Source organism: Lentzea sp. NPDC054927, from assembly GCF_053610285.1.
Map to the genome: position 1 here is coordinate 110,017 of NZ_JBSGXZ010000011.1, position 16,626 is coordinate 126,642.

20 protein-coding genes are annotated in these 16,626 nt (G+C 68.4%); 6 read left to right on the top strand and 14 right to left on the bottom strand.

Translation table 11 applies throughout. The features are described from left to right. Positions 1-65 precede the first annotated feature (65 nt). From ACWGE0_RS18790 to ACWGE0_RS18805, 4 genes are read right to left on the bottom strand one after another with little or no spacing between them, the layout of a single operon-like run. Complete coding sequence (locus tag ACWGE0_RS18790) at positions 66-1,151, bottom strand: NAD(P)-dependent alcohol dehydrogenase (protein ID WP_452262153.1); 1,086 nt, start codon at positions 1,149-1,151, stop codon at positions 66-68. Then, a complete protein-coding gene (locus tag ACWGE0_RS18795; RefSeq protein WP_452262154.1) occupies positions 1,148-1,930 on the bottom strand; it encodes a hypothetical protein in 783 nt (260 codons plus the stop codon). The genes ACWGE0_RS18790 and ACWGE0_RS18795 overlap by 4 nt, the downstream gene beginning before the upstream one ends. Then, the gene (locus ACWGE0_RS18800; RefSeq protein ID WP_452262155.1) at positions 1,927-2,778 is read right to left on the bottom strand and encodes a protein-ADP-ribose hydrolase; all 852 of its coding nucleotides are present in this window, start codon (positions 2,776-2,778) and stop codon (positions 1,927-1,929) included. The genes ACWGE0_RS18795 and ACWGE0_RS18800 overlap by 4 nt, the downstream gene beginning before the upstream one ends. A gap of 34 nt (positions 2,779-2,812) precedes the next feature. Further along, positions 2,813-3,565 carry a nuclear transport factor 2 family protein gene (locus ACWGE0_RS18805; RefSeq protein ID WP_452262156.1) on the bottom strand — a complete coding sequence of 251 codons (753 nt, stop codon included), beginning with the start codon at positions 3,563-3,565 and terminating at the stop codon, positions 2,813-2,815. Between ACWGE0_RS18805 and ACWGE0_RS18810 the strand changes: the two genes are divergently transcribed. Then, complete coding sequence (locus ACWGE0_RS18810; RefSeq protein WP_452262157.1) at positions 3,564-4,460, top strand: AraC family transcriptional regulator; 897 nt, start codon at positions 3,564-3,566, stop codon at positions 4,458-4,460. The two genes, ACWGE0_RS18805 and ACWGE0_RS18810, sit on opposite strands and share 2 nt — an antisense overlap. On the opposite strand, the gene ACWGE0_RS18815 is transcribed toward ACWGE0_RS18810, so the two are convergent. The 3 genes from ACWGE0_RS18815 to ACWGE0_RS18825 form a co-directional block, all read right to left on the bottom strand. Then, positions 4,437-5,309, bottom strand: a complete 873-nt coding sequence (locus ACWGE0_RS18815) for an aminoglycoside phosphotransferase family protein (protein ID WP_452262158.1) — start codon at positions 5,307-5,309, stop codon at positions 4,437-4,439. The two genes, ACWGE0_RS18810 and ACWGE0_RS18815, sit on opposite strands and share 24 nt — an antisense overlap. Before the next feature lie 67 nt (positions 5,310-5,376). Further along, positions 5,377-6,348, bottom strand: coding sequence for a 3-oxoacyl-ACP synthase III family protein (locus ACWGE0_RS18820; RefSeq protein ID WP_452262159.1), 972 nt, complete (start codon positions 6,346-6,348; stop codon positions 5,377-5,379). Continuing rightward, on the bottom strand, positions 6,345-8,072 hold the full coding sequence (locus tag ACWGE0_RS18825) for a ThiF family adenylyltransferase (RefSeq protein ID WP_452262160.1): 1,728 nt from the start codon (positions 8,070-8,072) through the stop codon (positions 6,345-6,347). The genes ACWGE0_RS18820 and ACWGE0_RS18825 overlap by 4 nt, the downstream gene beginning before the upstream one ends. 437 nt (positions 8,073-8,509) lie before the next feature. Here ACWGE0_RS18825 and ACWGE0_RS18830 point away from each other — a divergent pair, with 437 nt between their 5' ends. Then, positions 8,510-8,632, top strand: coding sequence for a hypothetical protein (locus ACWGE0_RS18830; protein ID WP_452262161.1), 123 nt, complete (start codon positions 8,510-8,512; stop codon positions 8,630-8,632). Here ACWGE0_RS18830 and ACWGE0_RS18835 read toward each other — a convergent pair. From ACWGE0_RS18835 to ACWGE0_RS18865, 7 genes are all read right to left on the bottom strand, one after another. Then, positions 8,622-9,092, bottom strand: a complete 471-nt coding sequence (locus tag ACWGE0_RS18835) for a GNAT family N-acetyltransferase (protein WP_452262162.1) — start codon at positions 9,090-9,092, stop codon at positions 8,622-8,624. The two genes, ACWGE0_RS18830 and ACWGE0_RS18835, sit on opposite strands and share 11 nt — an antisense overlap. Then, on the bottom strand, positions 9,089-9,541 hold the full coding sequence (locus ACWGE0_RS18840) for a winged helix-turn-helix domain-containing protein (protein WP_452262163.1): 453 nt from the start codon (positions 9,539-9,541) through the stop codon (positions 9,089-9,091). The genes ACWGE0_RS18835 and ACWGE0_RS18840 overlap by 4 nt, the downstream gene beginning before the upstream one ends. A 14-nt stretch (positions 9,542-9,555) precedes the next feature. Beyond that, complete coding sequence (locus ACWGE0_RS18845; protein WP_452262164.1) at positions 9,556-10,488, bottom strand: ABC transporter substrate-binding protein; 933 nt, start codon at positions 10,486-10,488, stop codon at positions 9,556-9,558. Between the two features lie 12 nt (positions 10,489-10,500). Next, entirely contained in the window at positions 10,501-11,223 is a 723-nt protein-coding gene (locus tag ACWGE0_RS18850) for an amino acid ABC transporter ATP-binding protein (protein ID WP_452262165.1), read from the bottom strand. Continuing rightward, entirely contained in the window at positions 11,220-12,101 is an 882-nt protein-coding gene (locus tag ACWGE0_RS18855) for an amino acid ABC transporter permease (RefSeq protein ID WP_452262166.1), read from the bottom strand. The genes ACWGE0_RS18850 and ACWGE0_RS18855 overlap by 4 nt, the downstream gene beginning before the upstream one ends. 223 nt (positions 12,102-12,324) lie before the next feature. Continuing rightward, on the bottom strand, positions 12,325-13,596 hold the full coding sequence (locus tag ACWGE0_RS18860; RefSeq protein ID WP_452262167.1) for an NtaA/DmoA family FMN-dependent monooxygenase: 1,272 nt from the start codon (positions 13,594-13,596) through the stop codon (positions 12,325-12,327). An 11-nt stretch (positions 13,597-13,607) separates the two neighbouring features. Then, positions 13,608-14,447 (bottom strand): LLM class flavin-dependent oxidoreductase, encoded by an 840-nt coding sequence (locus tag ACWGE0_RS18865; protein ID WP_452262168.1) that lies wholly within the window; start codon positions 14,445-14,447, stop codon positions 13,608-13,610. A 177-nt stretch (positions 14,448-14,624) separates the two neighbouring features. On the opposite strand from ACWGE0_RS18865, the gene ACWGE0_RS18870 reads away from it, so the two are divergent. From ACWGE0_RS18870 to trxA, 4 genes are read left to right on the top strand one after another with little or no spacing between them, the layout of a single operon-like run. Next, positions 14,625-15,497 (top strand): DUF6745 domain-containing protein, encoded by an 873-nt coding sequence (locus ACWGE0_RS18870; RefSeq protein ID WP_452262169.1) that lies wholly within the window; start codon positions 14,625-14,627, stop codon positions 15,495-15,497. Between the two features lie 8 nt (positions 15,498-15,505). Then, positions 15,506-15,898, top strand: a complete 393-nt coding sequence (locus ACWGE0_RS18875; protein ID WP_452262170.1) for a hypothetical protein — start codon at positions 15,506-15,508, stop codon at positions 15,896-15,898. 42 nt (positions 15,899-15,940) lie between these two features. Then, positions 15,941-16,327, top strand: a complete 387-nt coding sequence (locus tag ACWGE0_RS18880; protein WP_452262171.1) for a MerR family transcriptional regulator — start codon at positions 15,941-15,943, stop codon at positions 16,325-16,327. Beyond that, positions 16,318-16,626 carry a thioredoxin gene (gene trxA / locus ACWGE0_RS18885; RefSeq protein WP_166055391.1) on the top strand — a complete coding sequence of 103 codons (309 nt, stop codon included), beginning with the start codon at positions 16,318-16,320 and terminating at the stop codon, positions 16,624-16,626. Before ACWGE0_RS18880 ends, trxA begins: the two co-directional genes overlap by 10 nt.

The following is a 16,626-nucleotide window of genomic DNA, read 5'->3' on the forward strand; positions in this document are numbered from 1 at the left end:
CGTAACCTGACGAATGACCCCAGATGGCGGGGCGCATTACGCCAGTTCGCGGATGGCGCGGCCTGCTATGGCATCCGCAGCACGGGTTTGACGACCTCACCCGTCTCCGCGGCCATGATCGCCTCGGTGATCCGCTCGAACGGGAAGTGCGTCACCAGTTCATCGAACGGAAACCTGCCCTGCCGGTGCAGGTCCAGCAGCGTCGTGATCAACGAGACGCTGCGGCCCTCACCGCCGAGGACGCCGACGATGCGCTTGCCCCACAACGTGCTGAGGTGGTCGAACTCCACCTGCGCCCCGGCAGGCGCACCGCCGATGAGAGCGCAGACACCGCGCATGCCCACCGAATCCACGGCCTGCCGGCACACCGCCACCACTCCGGTGCACTCCAGGCTGAAGTCCGCGGGCCCCGCACAGATCTCGTGCACCGCGGCCACCGGATCGTCCACACTCGTGTTGACCGCCTCGGTCGCGCCGTACCTCAATGCGGCCTGCAACCGCACTTCATGCCGGTCGACCGCGATGATCTGGGTCGCGCCGCTGTTACGTGCGGCCATGATCGCGGCCAGCCCGACCGTGCCGACTCCAAAGACGACAATGGACGAACCAGCGTGCGGCCGCAGCACGTTCAACACCGCACCCGCGCCAGTCGACAGTCCGCAGGCCAACGGTCCCAACAGGTCCAACGGCAGCAGCGTGTCCACTGGCACCAGACCGCGGTACGGCACAACAGCATGTGTCGCGAAGGAGGACTGCCCGAAGAAGTGGCTCGCCAACGGTGATCCGTCGAGCCTGCGCAACGCCTGGCCGCCACCGACGAGCAGGTCGCCCAGCCGCAGGCAGTAGCGAGGCTGGCCGTCCAGGCAGTTGCGGCACTCACCGCACCACGGCCAGCCCAGCACGACGTGGTCGCCCTCCCCCACCCCGGGCACACCAGGCCCGACGGCTTCCACCACCCCGGCGCCTTCGTGCCCCAGCACGCCGGGCAACGGGAACGGCAGGTCGCCGTGCCGGGTGATGGAGTCGGTGTGGCAGATGCCGGTCGCGACCACGCGCACGAGCACCTCGCCCTCGCGGGGCTCGGCCAGCAGCACGTCCTGGAGTTCGAACTCCCCGTGCCGTTCACTCACCACAGCGGCCGTGATCTTCACGCCAGCACCTCCGTCACGTCGGCCTGCACCGCGAGAGCGTCGAGGTCTGACGGCACCTCGGCGTGGTCCCGGTTGATCCGCACCAGCCGCGCGCCGGGCAGGCTGCGCACCAGCGACTCCACCGGCCAGCGAATCACCGACGGTGTGCTGAACCCGGCCCCGATCTCGACCACGAGCAGCCGGCCGTCGCCGCCCAGCCATTCGCGCAACCGCCGGCCGTCAGGCGCGTAGTGGTCAGGGACGTACTCGGGTCCCTTGTGCACGTTGAGGAACACCGGCCCGCCGCAGCGCGGGCACGACGGCACCGCCGACACCTCGCCGTTCGCCGCGTCGTAGGTGGCCAGCGCCGCCTCGACGATCGGCTTGCTCTCCCACGTCTCACGCGTGCACGGCGTTTCGCACTGGTAGCGGCCGTAGTCGCCCTGCGGTGACCACACGTCAGCGAAACCGTTGCGTGCGAACAACCCGTCGACGTTGGACGTCAGCACGAAGTTGTCCCGCTCGCCGACGAGTGCGCGCAGCCGTTGGTACACCGGGTTCGGCGCCGGATCGAACCGGATGTCGTCGACGTGCACGGACCAGTAGCCCCACAACAGCCGTGGCGGCAGCGGCAACCCGATCAGTTGATACCGCGCCCACAGACCTTTCCGGTGCAGTGCCGGGAACAGCTCCGCGAACCGTTCGGTGTCCGCGTAGTCGTAACCGGCGGCCGCCGACAGCCCCGCGCCCGCCGCCACCAGCACCCGATCCGACTCGTCCAGCCATCGTTCGAACGTCACAGCAACTCCCGGTAGGCGTCTTCGTCCTCGTCGCTGAAGGTCGCGAACACGACCCGGTCGAGCCTGCCGGGATGTGCGGCGAGCCAGTCCCGGACGGTGCTGATCGCGATCCGGGCGGCGGGTCGCTTGGGGAACCCGAAGATCCCGGTGCTGATGCCGCAGAACGCGAGGGTGCGGATCCGGCCGGCCTGCGCCGCCAGGTCGAGGCACGCGCGATACGAGTCAGCGAGCGCGTTCTCGTGTGCTGGCAACACCTTCCCGCGCACGATCGGCCCGACGGTGTGCAGCACGAACGGAGCGGGCAGGTGGTAGCCGCGGGTGATCTTCGCGATGCCGGTGGGTTCCGGCGCCGCCTGCGCCGCCATGATCCGGTGGCAGTCCTCGCGCAACCTCGGACCCGCCGCGGCGTGGATCGCGTTGTCCACGCACGGATGCATCGGTCGGAAGCAGCCCAACATGGCGTCGTTCGCGGCGTTCACGATCGCGTCGGCCATCAGCCGCGTGATGTCGCCCCGCCACACCGCGATCGGCGCCGGTAGTGAAAGCGCGTTGACCAGCGGATGTTGCTGGCGTTCGCCGCCGAGCACCGCGTCGAGCACGGTGAGCAGCTCGGGGTCGAGCGGCGCCGGTTCCCGCACGGTCAGCACGGATCGCAGCAGTCGGCGTTGCTCGGCGAGGCCGCGTGGAAGGGCGAACCGGCCCACCCACGGGTCCTCGCCGAGCAACCGCAACGCTTGCGCGGTCAGCACGCCGAGGCTGCGGGCCGGTGCGGGCGGGCTGAGCGGGCGGAACGGCTCGTCCAGCGCGACCTCGTTCCGGTAGTCGCGCAACGGCAGTGCGGTGATCATGGCCAGAAGTGATCGTGGTCAGTAGTGATCGTGGTCAGAACAGGCCGTTGGTGTGCGGCAGTTCGGCCGGGATCGGGGTGAGCACGTCCCAGTGCTCGACGATCTTGCCGTTCTCGACGCGGAACAGGTCCCAGTACGCCACCGGCTCGCCGAACTCGCCCTCGGACTGCAGCAGCACGAGATCGCCTTCCGCCACCACCTGGTGGATCGTCTTGTAGACGAGGTTCTTGCCCTGGCCGGCCCACTTCGCCGCGGCCGCGCCGAACCCGGTGAGCCCGTCGGCGGCCTCCGGGTTGTGCTGGAGGTAGGTCTCGGTGGAGATGTAGTCGGTCAGCACGGAGTAGTCGGCGTCCTGCAACACTCGCTGCGCGAACTCACGGACGAACGCACGGGACTGTTCGGTGTCGGCGTTCGCCGGCTGGGTGTGACCGTCCGTCTGGGACCGTCCGCTGGCCGTCTCGGTGACCACGGGCGTGAGCGCGTCCCAGTGCTCGGCGAGCTTGCCGTCCACCACCCGGAACAGGTCGAACGCGACCAGTGGTTCCGGCGCGAAGCCGTGGTAGACGCCGTGCAGCGCAACGAGATCACCGTCGGCGATCACGCGGGCCAGTTCGTAGTGGAAGCCTTCCGGCAGGTTCGCGACGAGCCCGCGCAGCGCCTCGGGGCCGTCACCGATGAGCGCGCTGTGCTGGCGGTAGTCCGGTGCGACCCAGCGGTCCACAGCGGACGGATCCTTGTCGCCGAAGAGTTCGCCTGCGGCCTTGAGCACGAGTTCCTTGTTGTCCATGGCTCCAAAGATGTCCCACGGGCGCTCCGCGGACGAGGTAGGATCACGCCTCACCATGGTCAAAAGTGGACAGGTCGCCAGCTTCGGCTTCAGCAACCCCGACCGCGGCCAGCTGGGCCTCGAGGTGGTCGACCTCGCCGTGCTCCGGCGCAGGTACACCGACGACACGCTGACCAAGGTGCACCGCACCGACTTCCACCAGCTGTTCCTGGTCACCGCGGGCAGCGCCACCACCATGGTCGATTTCGTGGACCAGCCGTGCGAGCCCGGCACGCTGCTGCACGTCAGCCCCGGCCGGGTGCTCCGCCTGCCCGACGGCGACGCGGAGATGTTCATGGTGCTTTTCACCCCGGCGTTCCCGCCGCCGCTGGACGGCACACGTCTGTTGCTCAGCCCGTTCGGACCGGTGCGGCGAACCGTGCCCAAGGGCGAGCAGGCGGTCGTCACCCGTGCCGTGCAGGAGCTCAAGCAGGAGTACCGCCGCAACGTGCTGACGAACGAGCCGGTCGACCTGCTTCGTCAACTGCTGGGCGCGTTGTTGTTGCGCATTGCCCGCCTGCCCTCGGACGCGGATGCTTCGCACGGGGACGGCCGGTTCGAACGGTTCCAGCAGGAGCTGGAGCGGTCGTTCGCGGTGACGCGCAACGCCGCCGAGTACGCGGCGCGCATCGGTTACTCGTTGCGCAGCCTGAACCGCATCTGCCTCGCCGCGACGGGTCGGTCCGCGAAGACGTTGATCGACGCGCGGGTGGCGTTGGAGGCCAAGCGCCTTCTCGTGCACACCGATCTGTCGTCCGCGGCGATCGGGCATCGGCTGGGGTTCAGCGAGGCCACCAACTTCACGAAGTTCTTCACCCGCGAGACGGGCGAGTCACCCGGCGCGTTCCGTCAGTAGCTGCTCGATGGTGCGGGTGGCGACCCCCACGAGGAACGGGTTGGTGTCCCGGTAGTACGGCAGCGCGACCACTGCGAGCTCCAACGCCCAGCCTTGCGCGCGCAGCCAGGTGGCGTCGTCGAACTCGGTGAGCTCGCGACGGAAGTCCTTGCGGCCGCGTTCGTCGAGGAACAACCACGCGGTCATCAGGTCAGCCGCCGGATCTCCGACGGCGGCGCAGCCCCAGTCGATCACGCCGGTGAGCTCGCCGTCGGTGAAGAGCAGATTGCCTTCGTGGAGGTCGGCGTGCAGCCATCGGGCCGGCTGGTCCCAGTGCGGTGCCTCGAGCACTTCCCGCCACAGTGCCAGCAGTCTCGGGTCGTTGCCGAGCTCGGCGATGGACTCGCGCACCCGGTCGTCGCTGTTGGCGTGGTCGAGACGGCCGCGGTAGGTGGTCCACGCCTCGCCCGCGGTGTCGATCCCGTGCAACGCCTGGACCAGTTCCGCCAGCCGGACGCCGGTGTTCTCGCTGACCTCGTCGATGGTCGCGATGTCGCCGCTGAGCCAGCGCACGACCGACCAGCGGTACGGGTAGTCCTCGGTGGGCTCGCCCAGTTCCAGCGGTTCCGGCACGGCGACCGGGAGGTGCGGGGCGAGCTTCGGCAACGTCGCCGCGTCGCGGTCGGCCTGTCCGCTGGACCATTCGATCCGCGGAAGCCGCACCGCGAGCTCGTCGCCGAGGCGGTAGATCGCGTGGTCCGTGCCACCGTGCCGGACCTGGGTGATCGGGAGGCCGTGCCAGCGCGGGAACTGCGTGCGGACGAGTTCGTCCACAAGGGACACGTCCGTCGCGATCTCGCCTTCGTGCATCGACACTCCCCGTCAGGCCCGGTGTCCCTGCATGCAACACCGGGCCTGACAGGCGAAGCAACCGCTTTTAGTGCCGGAAGCAGAGGGTTCCCCACTGGAACCCGGCACCGATCGCGGACATCACGAACACGTCGCCGCGCTTCAGCTCGCCGAACCTCGCGTGCAGTGCGGTGAACACACCGGCCGAGCCGGTGTTGCCGAGCCTGTCGAGCGTGATCGGTGCCTTGTCCGCCGGGACGCCGAGCTTCTCGAGCGCGGCGTTGACGATGTGCAGGTTGGCCTGGTGCAGGAAGAAGTGGTCGATCCGCTCGATCGGCACCTCCGCCTGCGCCGCCGCGGTGAGGATGCTGTCGGGCAGCCACCTCGTCGCGGTGTCCCAGACCGCCCTGCCGTTCATCGCGAGGAAGTGCTCGCGCTGGGCGACCGTCGTCTCGGACGTCGGCAGCTTCGACCCGCCGGCCTTGATCTGCACGTCGTAGGACAGTTCGGAGCCGAAGTCCCACGCCAGCAGGCCGCTGCCGCCGTCGCCTTCCGTGAGGACCGCCGCTCCGGCCGCGTCGCCGAAGAAGATCCGCGTGGTGCGTTCCTGCGGATCGGTGACGCGGCTGGCGCAGTCCGCCGCGATCACCAGCACCGTGCGGGCTGCCGAGGACTGCAGCAGGTGTGCCGCGAGCAGCAACGCCTGCACGCCGTTCGCGCACGCCGCCTGCGTGACGTCGAGCGTCAGCGCCCGGTGCGCGCCGATTGCCTCCTTGACGATCAACGCCGTGGACGGCAGCGGCTGGTCCCAGGTGTAGGTCGCGACGATGATCACGTCGACCTGCTGGGCCGTCGTGCCTGCCGACGTCATCGCGTCCCGTGCCGCGTCGACGCACATGTCCGAGACCGCGCGGTCCGGTGCGAGCCAGCGCCGTTCGCGGATGCCGGTCCGGCTGGTGATCCACTCGTCGGACGTGTCGACCATCCGCGCGAGGTCGTCGTTGGTGACGATCCGTTCGGGGAGGTGGACACCGGTTCCGCGCAACGCCACCGGGATCACACGAGGCTCCTGGCGGTGTTGGTGGCGGGCGTGATCAGTTCGGCGAAGTCCACGTAGAACCGGCCGGACGCGCACTCGCCGCCCAGCAGGATCCGGCGGGCGACCTCCGCGGTCAGCGCGCCGCCGAGCGCCACGCCGGACGCGAGCTGCGGCCAGCTGCTGAGCGTCTTGCCGAGCTCGTCGAACGACGCGCGCAGCTCGGGGCTGATCCGTTCCGCGTCGACCATCGCGAGGATGAGGTCGACCTTCTGCGGTTTGGTGAGGTTCTCCAGCTCGTCGGCGGTGATGTCGCCGATCAGGCCGTGCAGCAGGGGCCGGTCGGGCTCCTCGTCGAACCGTTCGACGTCGAGCATGCCGCGGTCGTTGCAGTCCATGACGACGGGGATGCCGCGCCTGCGGGCTTCCTCCCTGGCGGCGATCTTCGCGTACGGGGTGTCGCACTCCTCGACGAGAAGGTCGAGGCCCGCTGCGAAGTCTTCCAGGTTCTGCTTGGTCAGGCCGTCGGTGAAGATCTCGATGTCGAGGTACGGGTCGATCTCGAACATCTGCCTGGCAGAGATCACCGCCTTGTTGACGCCGAGGTGGTGCACACCGGCGCGGAGGCGGTTGAGGTTGGACAGTCCGAACTCGTCGAAGTCGGCGAGCTTGAACCTGCCACCGATGCCCTCCAGCGCGAACGTGACGGCGGCGCTGTTGCCGACCGACAGCCCGACGACGCCGATCCTCTTGCCCAGCAACGTCCTCTGCTGCGGGCGCTCGATCTTGCCGCGGTTGCGGTCGGTGCGGACGAGCCGGAACTCCTCGCGGGGCAGCACGTGCACGAGCCGTTGCGACCAGGGGTAGTAGACCCAGGTGCCGTACTCCCACTCGGAAAGCCCGCCCAGCTGGTCGTGCTTGCGCTGGGTCAGGTCCTCCGCGGGTGGCAGCCACGGCTCGCGGCTGCGGATCAGTTCGTCGATCTGCGCGTCGATCGTGTCGTGGATCTCGCGAACCTGGCCGCTGTTCAACAGTGTCTGCAACGCATCCCGGTCCGTCGCGACCGTGGGGGTGAACAGCAGCGGCTGCCACGAGGTGGTGTTCGCGCCGGCGCTGAGCCGCTCGGGTCTGCGGTGGCTGGTGGCGATGGCGGGACGGTGGTCGACCGCCGCGAGCCCCGGGAACTCCTCGCGGGCCTTGGTGACCGGGTCCTGGTACTCGCCCGCGCCCTTGCTCACGTCGTGGAACATGATGACGACGTCTTCGGTGTACTGCTCCACGTAGCGGCGTGTCCCGTCGACACACCGGAAACCAAAACGCTCGTGGAACTCGTGCTGCCCGTCTTTGGTGCCCGATGTACCAATCATCGCTTTAGCACCCAGAGCGTGCGCGGCACCAATTGCGACGGCGTTCAAATAGGCACCGAGTCCCAGTTTCCTGGCCCGATGCTCGACCACGAGTCGGCTGTGCTCAAACGTTTCCTCTGGCGTCACCCCGGCGTCCCGCAGAATCCGCTCATAGCCGGCAACACCGAGAAAGGCGCGGGACTGGTAGAGCTCCCCGGTGGCCGGTGTCGACAGCCTGATGTACCCGAGAGGCGGCCCATCAGGCTCTTTGCGAGCGACGAAGTGCCAGGCGCCGTGGTCCAGGTCCTGATCGTCGACGTGCCGGCCGTCCTCGGCCAGGAACGCCGGGCGGCGGCCGCGGTCGAACAGCACCCGCGCCCTCAACTCCCGGACGGTCTCCACTATCTCGTTGCTGACAACGTTGTCAACGGGAGCTAAGAACGCACTAACGTGCCACTGCGGGTGCATCTTCACGCCACCTCAAAATCGAAAAACGGGTGATGAGCGCGAACGATAGCCGCAGTTGATCATGGTTGCGAAATCAATCGTCCCAACTGGGTGAAACCCCATTCATCACCCCATCGATACCTTTTCCGCACCCAGGGTTCGTGTTTCCATCAGTGGTCACCCAGCCGCCGGCCCACGCTCATACCGGGACCGCCCGATCCCCGAACGGTCCCGCGTGGTCGCGCTTCCATCAACCCTCGATGGAACCGTTCTCACCGGCAGAAGCTGTGGTTTCCACTACTAGTGCGCCCGTTCGAATGTGCCAATGGGGATCACCTTGGGAGCACCGCGGGATTAGGGCTGACGGCCGCTGGGAAGCCCACGACGTCGCCGTGCCCACCGACGACACCCGGTTCGTCGCGACCGACCACACGGTGATGGTGAAGGAGGACGCGCACCTCACGGCCGAGGTCATGGAGGACTGGCTGGCAGCGCTTCAGCCGGTCAAAGCCTGACGAGCAGGGCCTTCTCGAACGGCAGCGGCCCGGCCGGCGGGACGTGCACGTCGAACAACGGCGTGAAGCCCGCCGCCAGGTACAGCCCACGCGCCTCGGGCTGGCGTGGCCCGGTGGTCAGGTACAGGCGGCGGTAATCGAGACGCGACGCCTCGTCTTCCAGCGCCTCCAGCACCTTCCTCGCCAGGCCCTGGCGGCGACACGACGAGTGAGTCCAGATCCGCTTCAGCTCCGCAGTCTGCTCGTCGTACCGCCGGAACGCGCCCCCTGCCACGGCGGTTCCGTTGCGCAGCAACACCATCAGGCGCCCATCGGGCGGGGTCAGCGAGTGGTCGGGGAACCGCGCCATCCGCTCCCGGGCCGCCGGACCGTACCTGCTCACGTACTCGTGCAGCAGTTCCGCCATCATCTCCGCGACCTCGGGAGCGCCCGGCCGCGTCCAGTGGATCTCCTCGGTCATCCGGCCCGTCGATCAGCCAGCTGCACGACGTTCGGCGTGCGTTCGACCCGCACCCGGCCGGAAGAAGCCACCAGGTAGCCGACGCCGCGCACCGTCTGGAGCACATCCGCGGCGGAGCCGAGCTTCTGCCGCACCCGCCGCACGTGCACGTCGACCGTGCGGGCGCCGCTGTAGTTGTCGTTGACTCCCCACACCGCCGCCAGGAGATCACGGCGGCGGTGCACGCGGTCGGGGTGTTCGCACAGGAACAACAACAGCTCGAACTCCAGCCGGGTGAGCTCGACGGGCGACTCCCGGACGAGAACCTGCCGGGTGTGCGGCAGGATCCGGACGTCCACGTCTTCGACCACGGCCTCGGTGGCGTCCACCAGGCCCGCGTCCTTCAACGCGCCGAGGAGCCGGAGCGCGGTTTCCTCGTCATCGGTGTCGATGGTGATGCTGAACCGCATGGCCTTCTCCCCAATCAGGTCTTCGGCAGACCCTGCGGATTGATCTCGGAAGTGGGCACGGCCTCTTCGGACAGGCCCCAGCGCTTCAGCACCTCGGCGTACTTGCCGTTCGCGATCACCTGGTTCAGCGCTTCCTGAACGGGTGCCACCAGGCCGTTGTCCTTCTTCGTGGTCACCGCGATCTTGCCCTGGACGGACGCGCCGCCGGAGAAGTTGCCGATCACCTCGGTCTGACCGGAGGTCGCCGCGTGGTAAGCCGAGGTGGGGTTCGGGCCGAGGTAGGCGTCGATGCGTCCGGACTGCAGCGCGAGGTAGTAGTCCGAGGAGTTCTGGAAGTACTTGATGTCGGTGGCTTTCAGGCCGGCGGCCACGTTCTGGGCACTCCAGTCGACCAGGATCTTCTCCTGGTTGGTGCCGGACGTCACGGCGATCACCTTGCCCGCCACGTCCTTCGGCTCGCGGACCTTCCAGCTGCCGCCCTTCTTCGCCTCGAACGCCAGCGTGTCCAGCCGGTAGGTGGCGAAGTCGTACTTCTCCTTGCGCGCCTCGGTGACGGTGATGTTGGACAGGCCGAGGTCGAACGCGCCGCTGTCCAGGCCGACGAAGAGGTTCTCCCACGAGGCGACTTCGAGCTTCGGCTCGAGGCCCAGCACGTCGGCGACCAGGGACGCGATGTCGGTCTCGACGCCGATCACGGTCTTGTCGTCGGTGGCGTAGAACCGCAGAGGTGGTGCTGTGCCGGCGGATCCGCCGATGGTCAGCTCGCCCTTTGTTCGGAACTTCTCCGGCACCTTCGAGGCGATCTTGTCGTCCTTCGCCGCCGTGACGCGGTTCTGCTCCGGGCTGAGGTTGACGTTCAGGGCACCACCGCTGGAGGCGGGCTCGCTCTCGGCCGTGCCACAGGCAGCGAGGAGCAGGACAAGAACGGCGAGAAGTGGTTTGCGCACAACAATCTCCTTCTAGAGGACCTTGGACAGGAACGCGCGGGTGCGTTCGTGCACCGGGTGATCCAGCACCTCGCTGGGCGATCCCTGCTCGACGATCACGCCCTGGTCGATGAACACGATCCGGTCGGCCACCTCGCGGGCGAAGCCGATCTCGTGCGTGACGACGACCATCGTCGTGCCGGAGCGGGCGAGGTCGCGGAGCACGTCCAGCACCTCGCCGACCAGTTCCGGGTCCAGCGCGGAGGTCGGTTCGTCGAACAGCACGACTTTCGGGTGCGTGGCAAGGGCTCGCGCGATCGCGACGCGTTGCTGCTGGCCGCCGGACAACTGGCGCGGGTAGGCGTCTTCCTTGTCCGCCAGGCCCACGCGGTCCAGGAACCGCCGCGCCTCAGCGAGGTCGGCGACCTCCGCCACGTTCTCCAGCGCGGTGAGGTGCGGGAACAGGTTGAAGTTCTGGAAGACGAACCCGATGTTGCGACGCTGCTTGAGCACGTCGCGTTCCTTGAGCTCGTACAGCTTGCCGCCGCGCCGCCGGTAGCCGATCAGCTCGCCGTCGACGGCGATGAACCCGCGGTCGACCTTCTCCAGGTGGTTGATCGTGCGCAGCAACGTCGACTTGCCCGAGCCGGACGGTCCGAGGACCACCACGACCTCGCCTGCCTCGACCTCCAGCGACACCCCGCGCAGCACTTCGAGCGAGCCGAAGCTCTTGTGCACGCCCAGAACCTCGATCATCGGCGGTCTCCTCGCGCGAAGTACCGCTCGACGTAGTGCTGACCGACCGAGAGCAACGTGGTCAGGATGATGTACCAGACGGTCGCGACCATGAGCAGCGCGACGACCCGCGCGTTGCGGCCGTAGATCACCTGCACCTGGTAGAAGAGCTCGCCGATCGCCATCACCGACACCACCGACGTGCCCTTGAAGAGGCTGATCACCTCGTTCGCCGCGTTGGGCAGGATCGCGCGCATCGCCTGGGGCAGCACGATTCTGCGGAACTGACGGCCCTTCGGGATGCCCAGCGCGGCTGCGGCTTCCCGCTGGCCGGGGTCGACGGAGATCACGCCGGAGCGCACGATCTCGGCGGCGTAGGCGGCCTGGTGCAGCGCCAGGCCGAGCACGGCGGCCCCCATCGGACTGATCAGCTCGACGGTTTCGAAGCTGACGAACTCCGGACCGAACGGGACGCCGAGCGAAAGCCGTTGGTAGAGGTAGGAGATGTTGAACCAGAACAGCAACTGCACGATCAGCGGGATCGACCGGAACGCCCAGATGTAGGTCCAGCCGACAGCCGACAGGAACGGGCTGCGCGACATCCGCAGGATCGCGACCACGATGCCGAGCGCGAACCCGAGCACCGTGCCCAGCACGGTCAGCACGATCGTGGTGCCGACCGCGGTCAGGATCGACTGGGCGGTGAAGTACCGGGCGAACGTCGGCCAGTCCCAGCCGGGATTGGTGACCAGGCCGTGCACGAACTGCGCGGCGAGCACCAGCACCGCGACCACACCGACCCAGCGCCACGGATGGCGGGCGGCGACGACCGGTAAGGAGGCCAGATCCTCTGATCTGTCCTTTGAGGACACGATGGTGAGCGTGCCGGAAGAGGGCATGGCGCATCCTTGAAGCCGGGCGGGATGAGGGAGGGCGAGAAGTCAGCCCGTACAGGCGGCGCTGGACACGCGGCCGTGATCGATGTGCCTGCGGGAGGACAGAAATAGAGCGAAGACCATTCCTGCCCTCCCTTCCCTGCGCTCCGATGAGAGCACTTGCAGAACGAGGCTCACGTTAAGGAGCACCCCGTTGCCTCGGCAAGGACGTCCACGTGCTGAACAACTATCGGAGACCGAGGTGATCCCGGAGGGTCTCGCCGGTGTAGTCCGCGCGGAACACGCCGCGTTCCTGCAACAACGGCACAACGGTGTCGGCGAACTCGTCCAGCCCGCCCGGCGTCACGTGCGGCACGAGGATGAACCCGTCCGCCGCGTCCTGCTGCACCAGGTCGTTGATCTGGGTGGCGACGCTGTCCGCCGACCCGATGAACGTCTGCCGTGCGCTCACGTCGATCACGAGGTCCCGGATCGACAGGTTCTTGGCGGCGGCCTTCTCGCGCCACTCCCGGACCGTGGCCGCCGGGTCCTTGAACATCCGCACGCTGGCGCGCCCCTTGGCGATGGTGTTCTCGCCGGTCAGCGGCTCGACGTCGGGCAGAGGACCGTCCGGGTCGTAGCCGCTCAGGTCGCGGTTCCACACCTGTTCGAGGAACCGGATCGCGGTCGCACCGCTGACCTGCTGGCGCCGCACGACGGCCGCCTTCTCCTGCGCGTCCGCGTCGGTGTCGCCCAGGACGAACGTGGCCGCGGGCAGCACCACCAGCTGGTCGGACGTGCGGCCGTACTTCGCCAGCCTGCCCTTCACGTCGCTGTAGAACTTCTGACCCGCCTCCAACGTCCCGTGCCGCGAGAAGATCGCATCGGCGGTGGCGGCGGCGAACTCCCGGCCCTCCTCGGAGTCACCGGCCTGGAGGATCACCGGACGGCCTTGGGGTGATTGCGGGACACCGAACGTGCCGCTGATGTCGAAGTGCTGGTCCTTGTGCTCGAAGTCGCCGACACCCGTGTCGAAGAGCTTCCAGGCCGTGCGCAGGAACGATTCCGCGCGCGTGTACCGGTCTTCCTGGGCGAGGAACCCGCCGCGGCGGAAGTTCTCGCCGGTGAAGGCGTCCCACGAGGTGACGACGTTCCAGGCGGCGCGCCCGGCGGAGAGGTGGTCGAGCGAGGCGAACTGCCTGGCCACCTCGTAGGGTTCGTTGAAGGTGGAGTTGATCGTGCCGGCCAGCCCGAGGCGGTCGGTGACGGCGGCCAGCGCGGCGAGCACGGTGAACGTGTCCGGCCTGCCGACCACGTCGAGGTCGTAGATCAGTCCGCCCTGCTCGCGCAGCCGCAGTCCCTCGGCGAGGAAGAAGAAGTCGAACTTCGCGCGCTCGGCCGTCTGTGCCAAGTGGACGAACGATTCGAACTCGATGTGGCTTCCTGCCTGGGGATCGCTCCACACCGTGGTGTTGTTCACGCCGGGGAAGTGCGCGGCGAGGTGGATCTGCTTGGTCATCTCGCGCTCCTTCAGGCGAACTGGTTGGCGGGCTTGGTGAGGCCGAGGTGGCCGCGCAGGGTCGTGTGCTCGTAGGCGCTGCGGAACAGGCCGCGCTTGCGCAGTTCGGGCACGAGGCCTTGCGTGATCTCACGCAGGTCGGCGTGGAACCGGAACCCGGCGAAGCCTTCCGCCTGCCAGGCCAGCAACTGGTCTGGATCGGCCGTGCCTTCGACGTCTCGGAAGACGCGTTCGCCGGGGGTGTCCGCGAAGACGATGTCCGCGAAACCTGGCTCACTGGCGGCGATCAGCGGGTGGCCCTGGGGTGGGCGGGGCGTGATCGACGGGCCGCGCACCTTGAACCAACGGCCCTCGAAGTCGATGTAGTGCAGCTTGTCGCGGTCGATGAACCGGCCGCTGGCAACGTCGCGGATCTCGGCGTCGTCCTCCCAGCTGTCCCACAACCGTCGCAGCACCTCGGCGTAGTCGGCGGCTTCCTCCCACAGGTCGTCCAGGTTGTCGCGACGGCCGAAGTGCTTGGCGTGCAACGGATCTGGCGCGACCGTGAGCTGGACGCCCGCCCGGCCCTTGCTCACGTGGTCGAGCGTCGCGATCGCCTTCGACAGGTGGAACGGCTCGGTGTGCGTGACGACCGCCGTTGGCACCAGGCCGATCCGGGAGCTCAACGGCGCGACGCGGGCCGCGGTCAGCACCGCGTCGAGGCCGGGCTCCCCGCCCAGCGAGTCGTCGAGCGTCACGAAGTCGAGCGTCGCCTCCTCGGCCTCGCGCACGAGCCCTGCCCAGTGCTTCGCGGTGAACGCCTCGTCGCCGGTCGCGCGCAACGCGACGGCCAGGTGCAGTGGTGACCCCACCGGTCCCCCTCTCGTCGGGTCCTCGCATTCTGTGCGCGGTCAGGGGTCGGCCGCTGGGACGGCCACTGGGTGGGAAAACGCGGCGGGGCGGGAATATTTTCGTGCTTGCGCTTCCGGACGGTTCGGTGTCACGATCTTCCGCATGTCGACTCGAAAGGGCGTGCGCGCCCTCGCGCTGTGAGCGCACCGAGCGGGCTTGAGACCCGCTCCCCTGACATTTCCTCGCGGTGGCTGAGCTACGCGCTGTGCACCGATCCCGCTGATCGTCCGGCGGCCGAACAGGCCGTGGCGCAGCTGTACGCGGCCACCGGCAGGCCACCGCCCGGCTTCGTCTGGGTTCGATCCCCTGCCGAGGCCACGACGGTGTTGACTACCAAGGAGTTCTTCCGCTTCGACGGCAACTGGCAGACCGTCGGGGCTCAGATCGCCGCACAGGTCTCGGAACTGCGTCTCCCGCTGCGCCAACGCTCAGGCTGGCAGGGCGAGCAACTGCGCCGAACCATCCGCGATTGCCTGGTGCCCGCCGTCAACTCCACGATGCCGTCGTCGCGCGGCCTCGGCTGGTCCGGTCAGCACGATGCGGACTGGCTGGCGCAACTCGATGCGCGCCAACGACTTCGCGGCCCGCTGCTCGACACATGGGCGACGCTCGCACGTTCGACCGGCTGGTGGTGGCCCCGCGAGGACGTCTGCGTCATGGCCGAACGACCAGTGGCCGTGCATCTGGACGCGGACCGCTTGCCGCACAACGACAACGGGCCTGCGGTGGAGTTCGCGGACGGCAGCTGCGCGTATGCGTGGCACGGCACGCCGCTGACCCCGATCTCCACCGCGCACGACCCCGCGAACCCCGGCCACCACCTGACGCTCTACGACCTGCCCACACGCGCCCGCCTGCTGGTGGTCGTCAACGGCTCGGCCGAACGCGACGGCACCCGCCGCCGTTACGGCCTGCGCGTGCCCAACTGGTATCGCCACCCGGTCGCCGCCGCGGCCTGGACCTACGGGCTGGAGCCCGACCAGTACCTCCAACTCCTTCGACGCACCTAAAACACACCATGAACCTTGCTGAACTCGTCGACCGCACCAACGTCGACACGCTCGACCACCTCGAGCGAGAGACCACCGTCCCCGTCGTCGACGGCCTGCAGGCCCAGGGCGACCTGATCGTCATCCCGTTCTCGATGCTCACCGGCGACTCCGGCAGCAGTGCGGACCGCTGGGTACCGGCCGAGGGCGTCCACCTCGTCGAGGGCGGCGACGGCCGCCACCCGCACGTCCTCGTCGCCGATCCGGGCACCTGCCGCTGGTCGCCCTGCGGCGGGAACCCCGCCATCGAGAACACCGCGCCCGTCTACCTGCTGCACCCCGAACACGGCGGCACGGGCATCGCGCCGGGACGCTGGGTGATCCGGCGGCAGCGGGAGCTCGCCGGCCTGGTCGCGGACTGAGAATGTTGCCTTGACGTGCGCGTCAAGGTTTAGCGTCGTGGCATGAGGATCGGCGAACTGGCCAAGCGAGCCGGCACCACCACGCGTGCGCTGCGCTTCTACGAGTCCCAGGGACTGCTGGAAGCGCAGCGCACGTCCAACGGCTACCGCGAGTACAGCGACAACGACCTGCGGCTGGTCCGGGAGATCCAGTCGCTGCAGGCGGTCGGCATGTCACTCGAGGACACCCGGCCGTTCGTGGCGTGCCTGCGCGCGGGGCACGAGTCGGGCGACTCGTGTCCCGACTCGCGGGAGGTCTACCAGCGCAAGCTCGCGGAGGTGGACGAGTGCCTGGAGCGGCTCCAGGCCGTCCGGGAGTTCCTGCTGGCCAGGCTCGCCTTTCAGGATCCGTGCCTCGTGGCCGAACCCAAGGAGTTCCAGTGCAGCTGACCGACGCCACCTTCGCGGAGAGCACGAAGACCGGCACCGTGCTCGTCGAGTTCTGGGCGCAGTGGTGCGGGCCGTGCCACATGCTCTCGCCCGTGCTCGACGAGATCGACCGCGAGCGCGACGACCTGACCGTGCTCAAGATCAATGCCGACGAGAACACCGCCACCGCACGCGACTACCAGGTCATGTCGCTGCCGACGATGCTGCTGTTCCGCGACGGCGTGCCGATCCGGCAGATCGTGGGAGCGCGTCCCAAGTCGCGCCTGCTCGCCGAATTGGATGACGCGCTGAGCGCGTGA

Excerpts from the sequence above, each read along its gene's own strand:
- ACWGE0_RS18800 (WP_452262155.1), bottom strand. The coding sequence starts at position 2,778 with ATGATCACCGCACTGCCGTTGCGCGACTACCGGAACGAGGTCGCGCTG.
- ACWGE0_RS18835 (WP_452262162.1), bottom strand. The coding sequence starts at position 9,092 with ATGACCGAGGAGATCCACTGGACGCGGCCGGGCGCTCCCGAGGTCGCG.
- ACWGE0_RS18840 (WP_452262163.1), bottom strand. The coding sequence starts at position 9,541 with ATGCGGTTCAGCATCACCATCGACACCGATGACGAGGAAACCGCGCTC.
- ACWGE0_RS18875 (WP_452262170.1), top strand. The coding sequence starts at position 15,506 with ATGAACCTTGCTGAACTCGTCGACCGCACCAACGTCGACACGCTCGAC.
- ACWGE0_RS18850 (WP_452262165.1), bottom strand. The coding sequence starts at position 11,223 with ATGATCGAGGTTCTGGGCGTGCACAAGAGCTTCGGCTCGCTCGAAGTG.
- ACWGE0_RS18855 (WP_452262166.1), bottom strand. The coding sequence starts at position 12,101 with ATGCCCTCTTCCGGCACGCTCACCATCGTGTCCTCAAAGGACAGATCA.
- ACWGE0_RS18880 (WP_452262171.1), top strand. The coding sequence starts at position 15,941 with ATGAGGATCGGCGAACTGGCCAAGCGAGCCGGCACCACCACGCGTGCG.
- ACWGE0_RS18805 (WP_452262156.1), bottom strand. The coding sequence starts at position 3,565 with ATGGACAACAAGGAACTCGTGCTCAAGGCCGCAGGCGAACTCTTCGGC.
- ACWGE0_RS18815 (WP_452262158.1), bottom strand. The coding sequence starts at position 5,309 with ATGCACGAAGGCGAGATCGCGACGGACGTGTCCCTTGTGGACGAACTC.
- ACWGE0_RS18860 (WP_452262167.1), bottom strand. The coding sequence starts at position 13,596 with ATGACCAAGCAGATCCACCTCGCCGCGCACTTCCCCGGCGTGAACAAC.
- ACWGE0_RS18810 (WP_452262157.1), top strand. The coding sequence starts at position 3,564 with ATGGCTCCAAAGATGTCCCACGGGCGCTCCGCGGACGAGGTAGGATCA.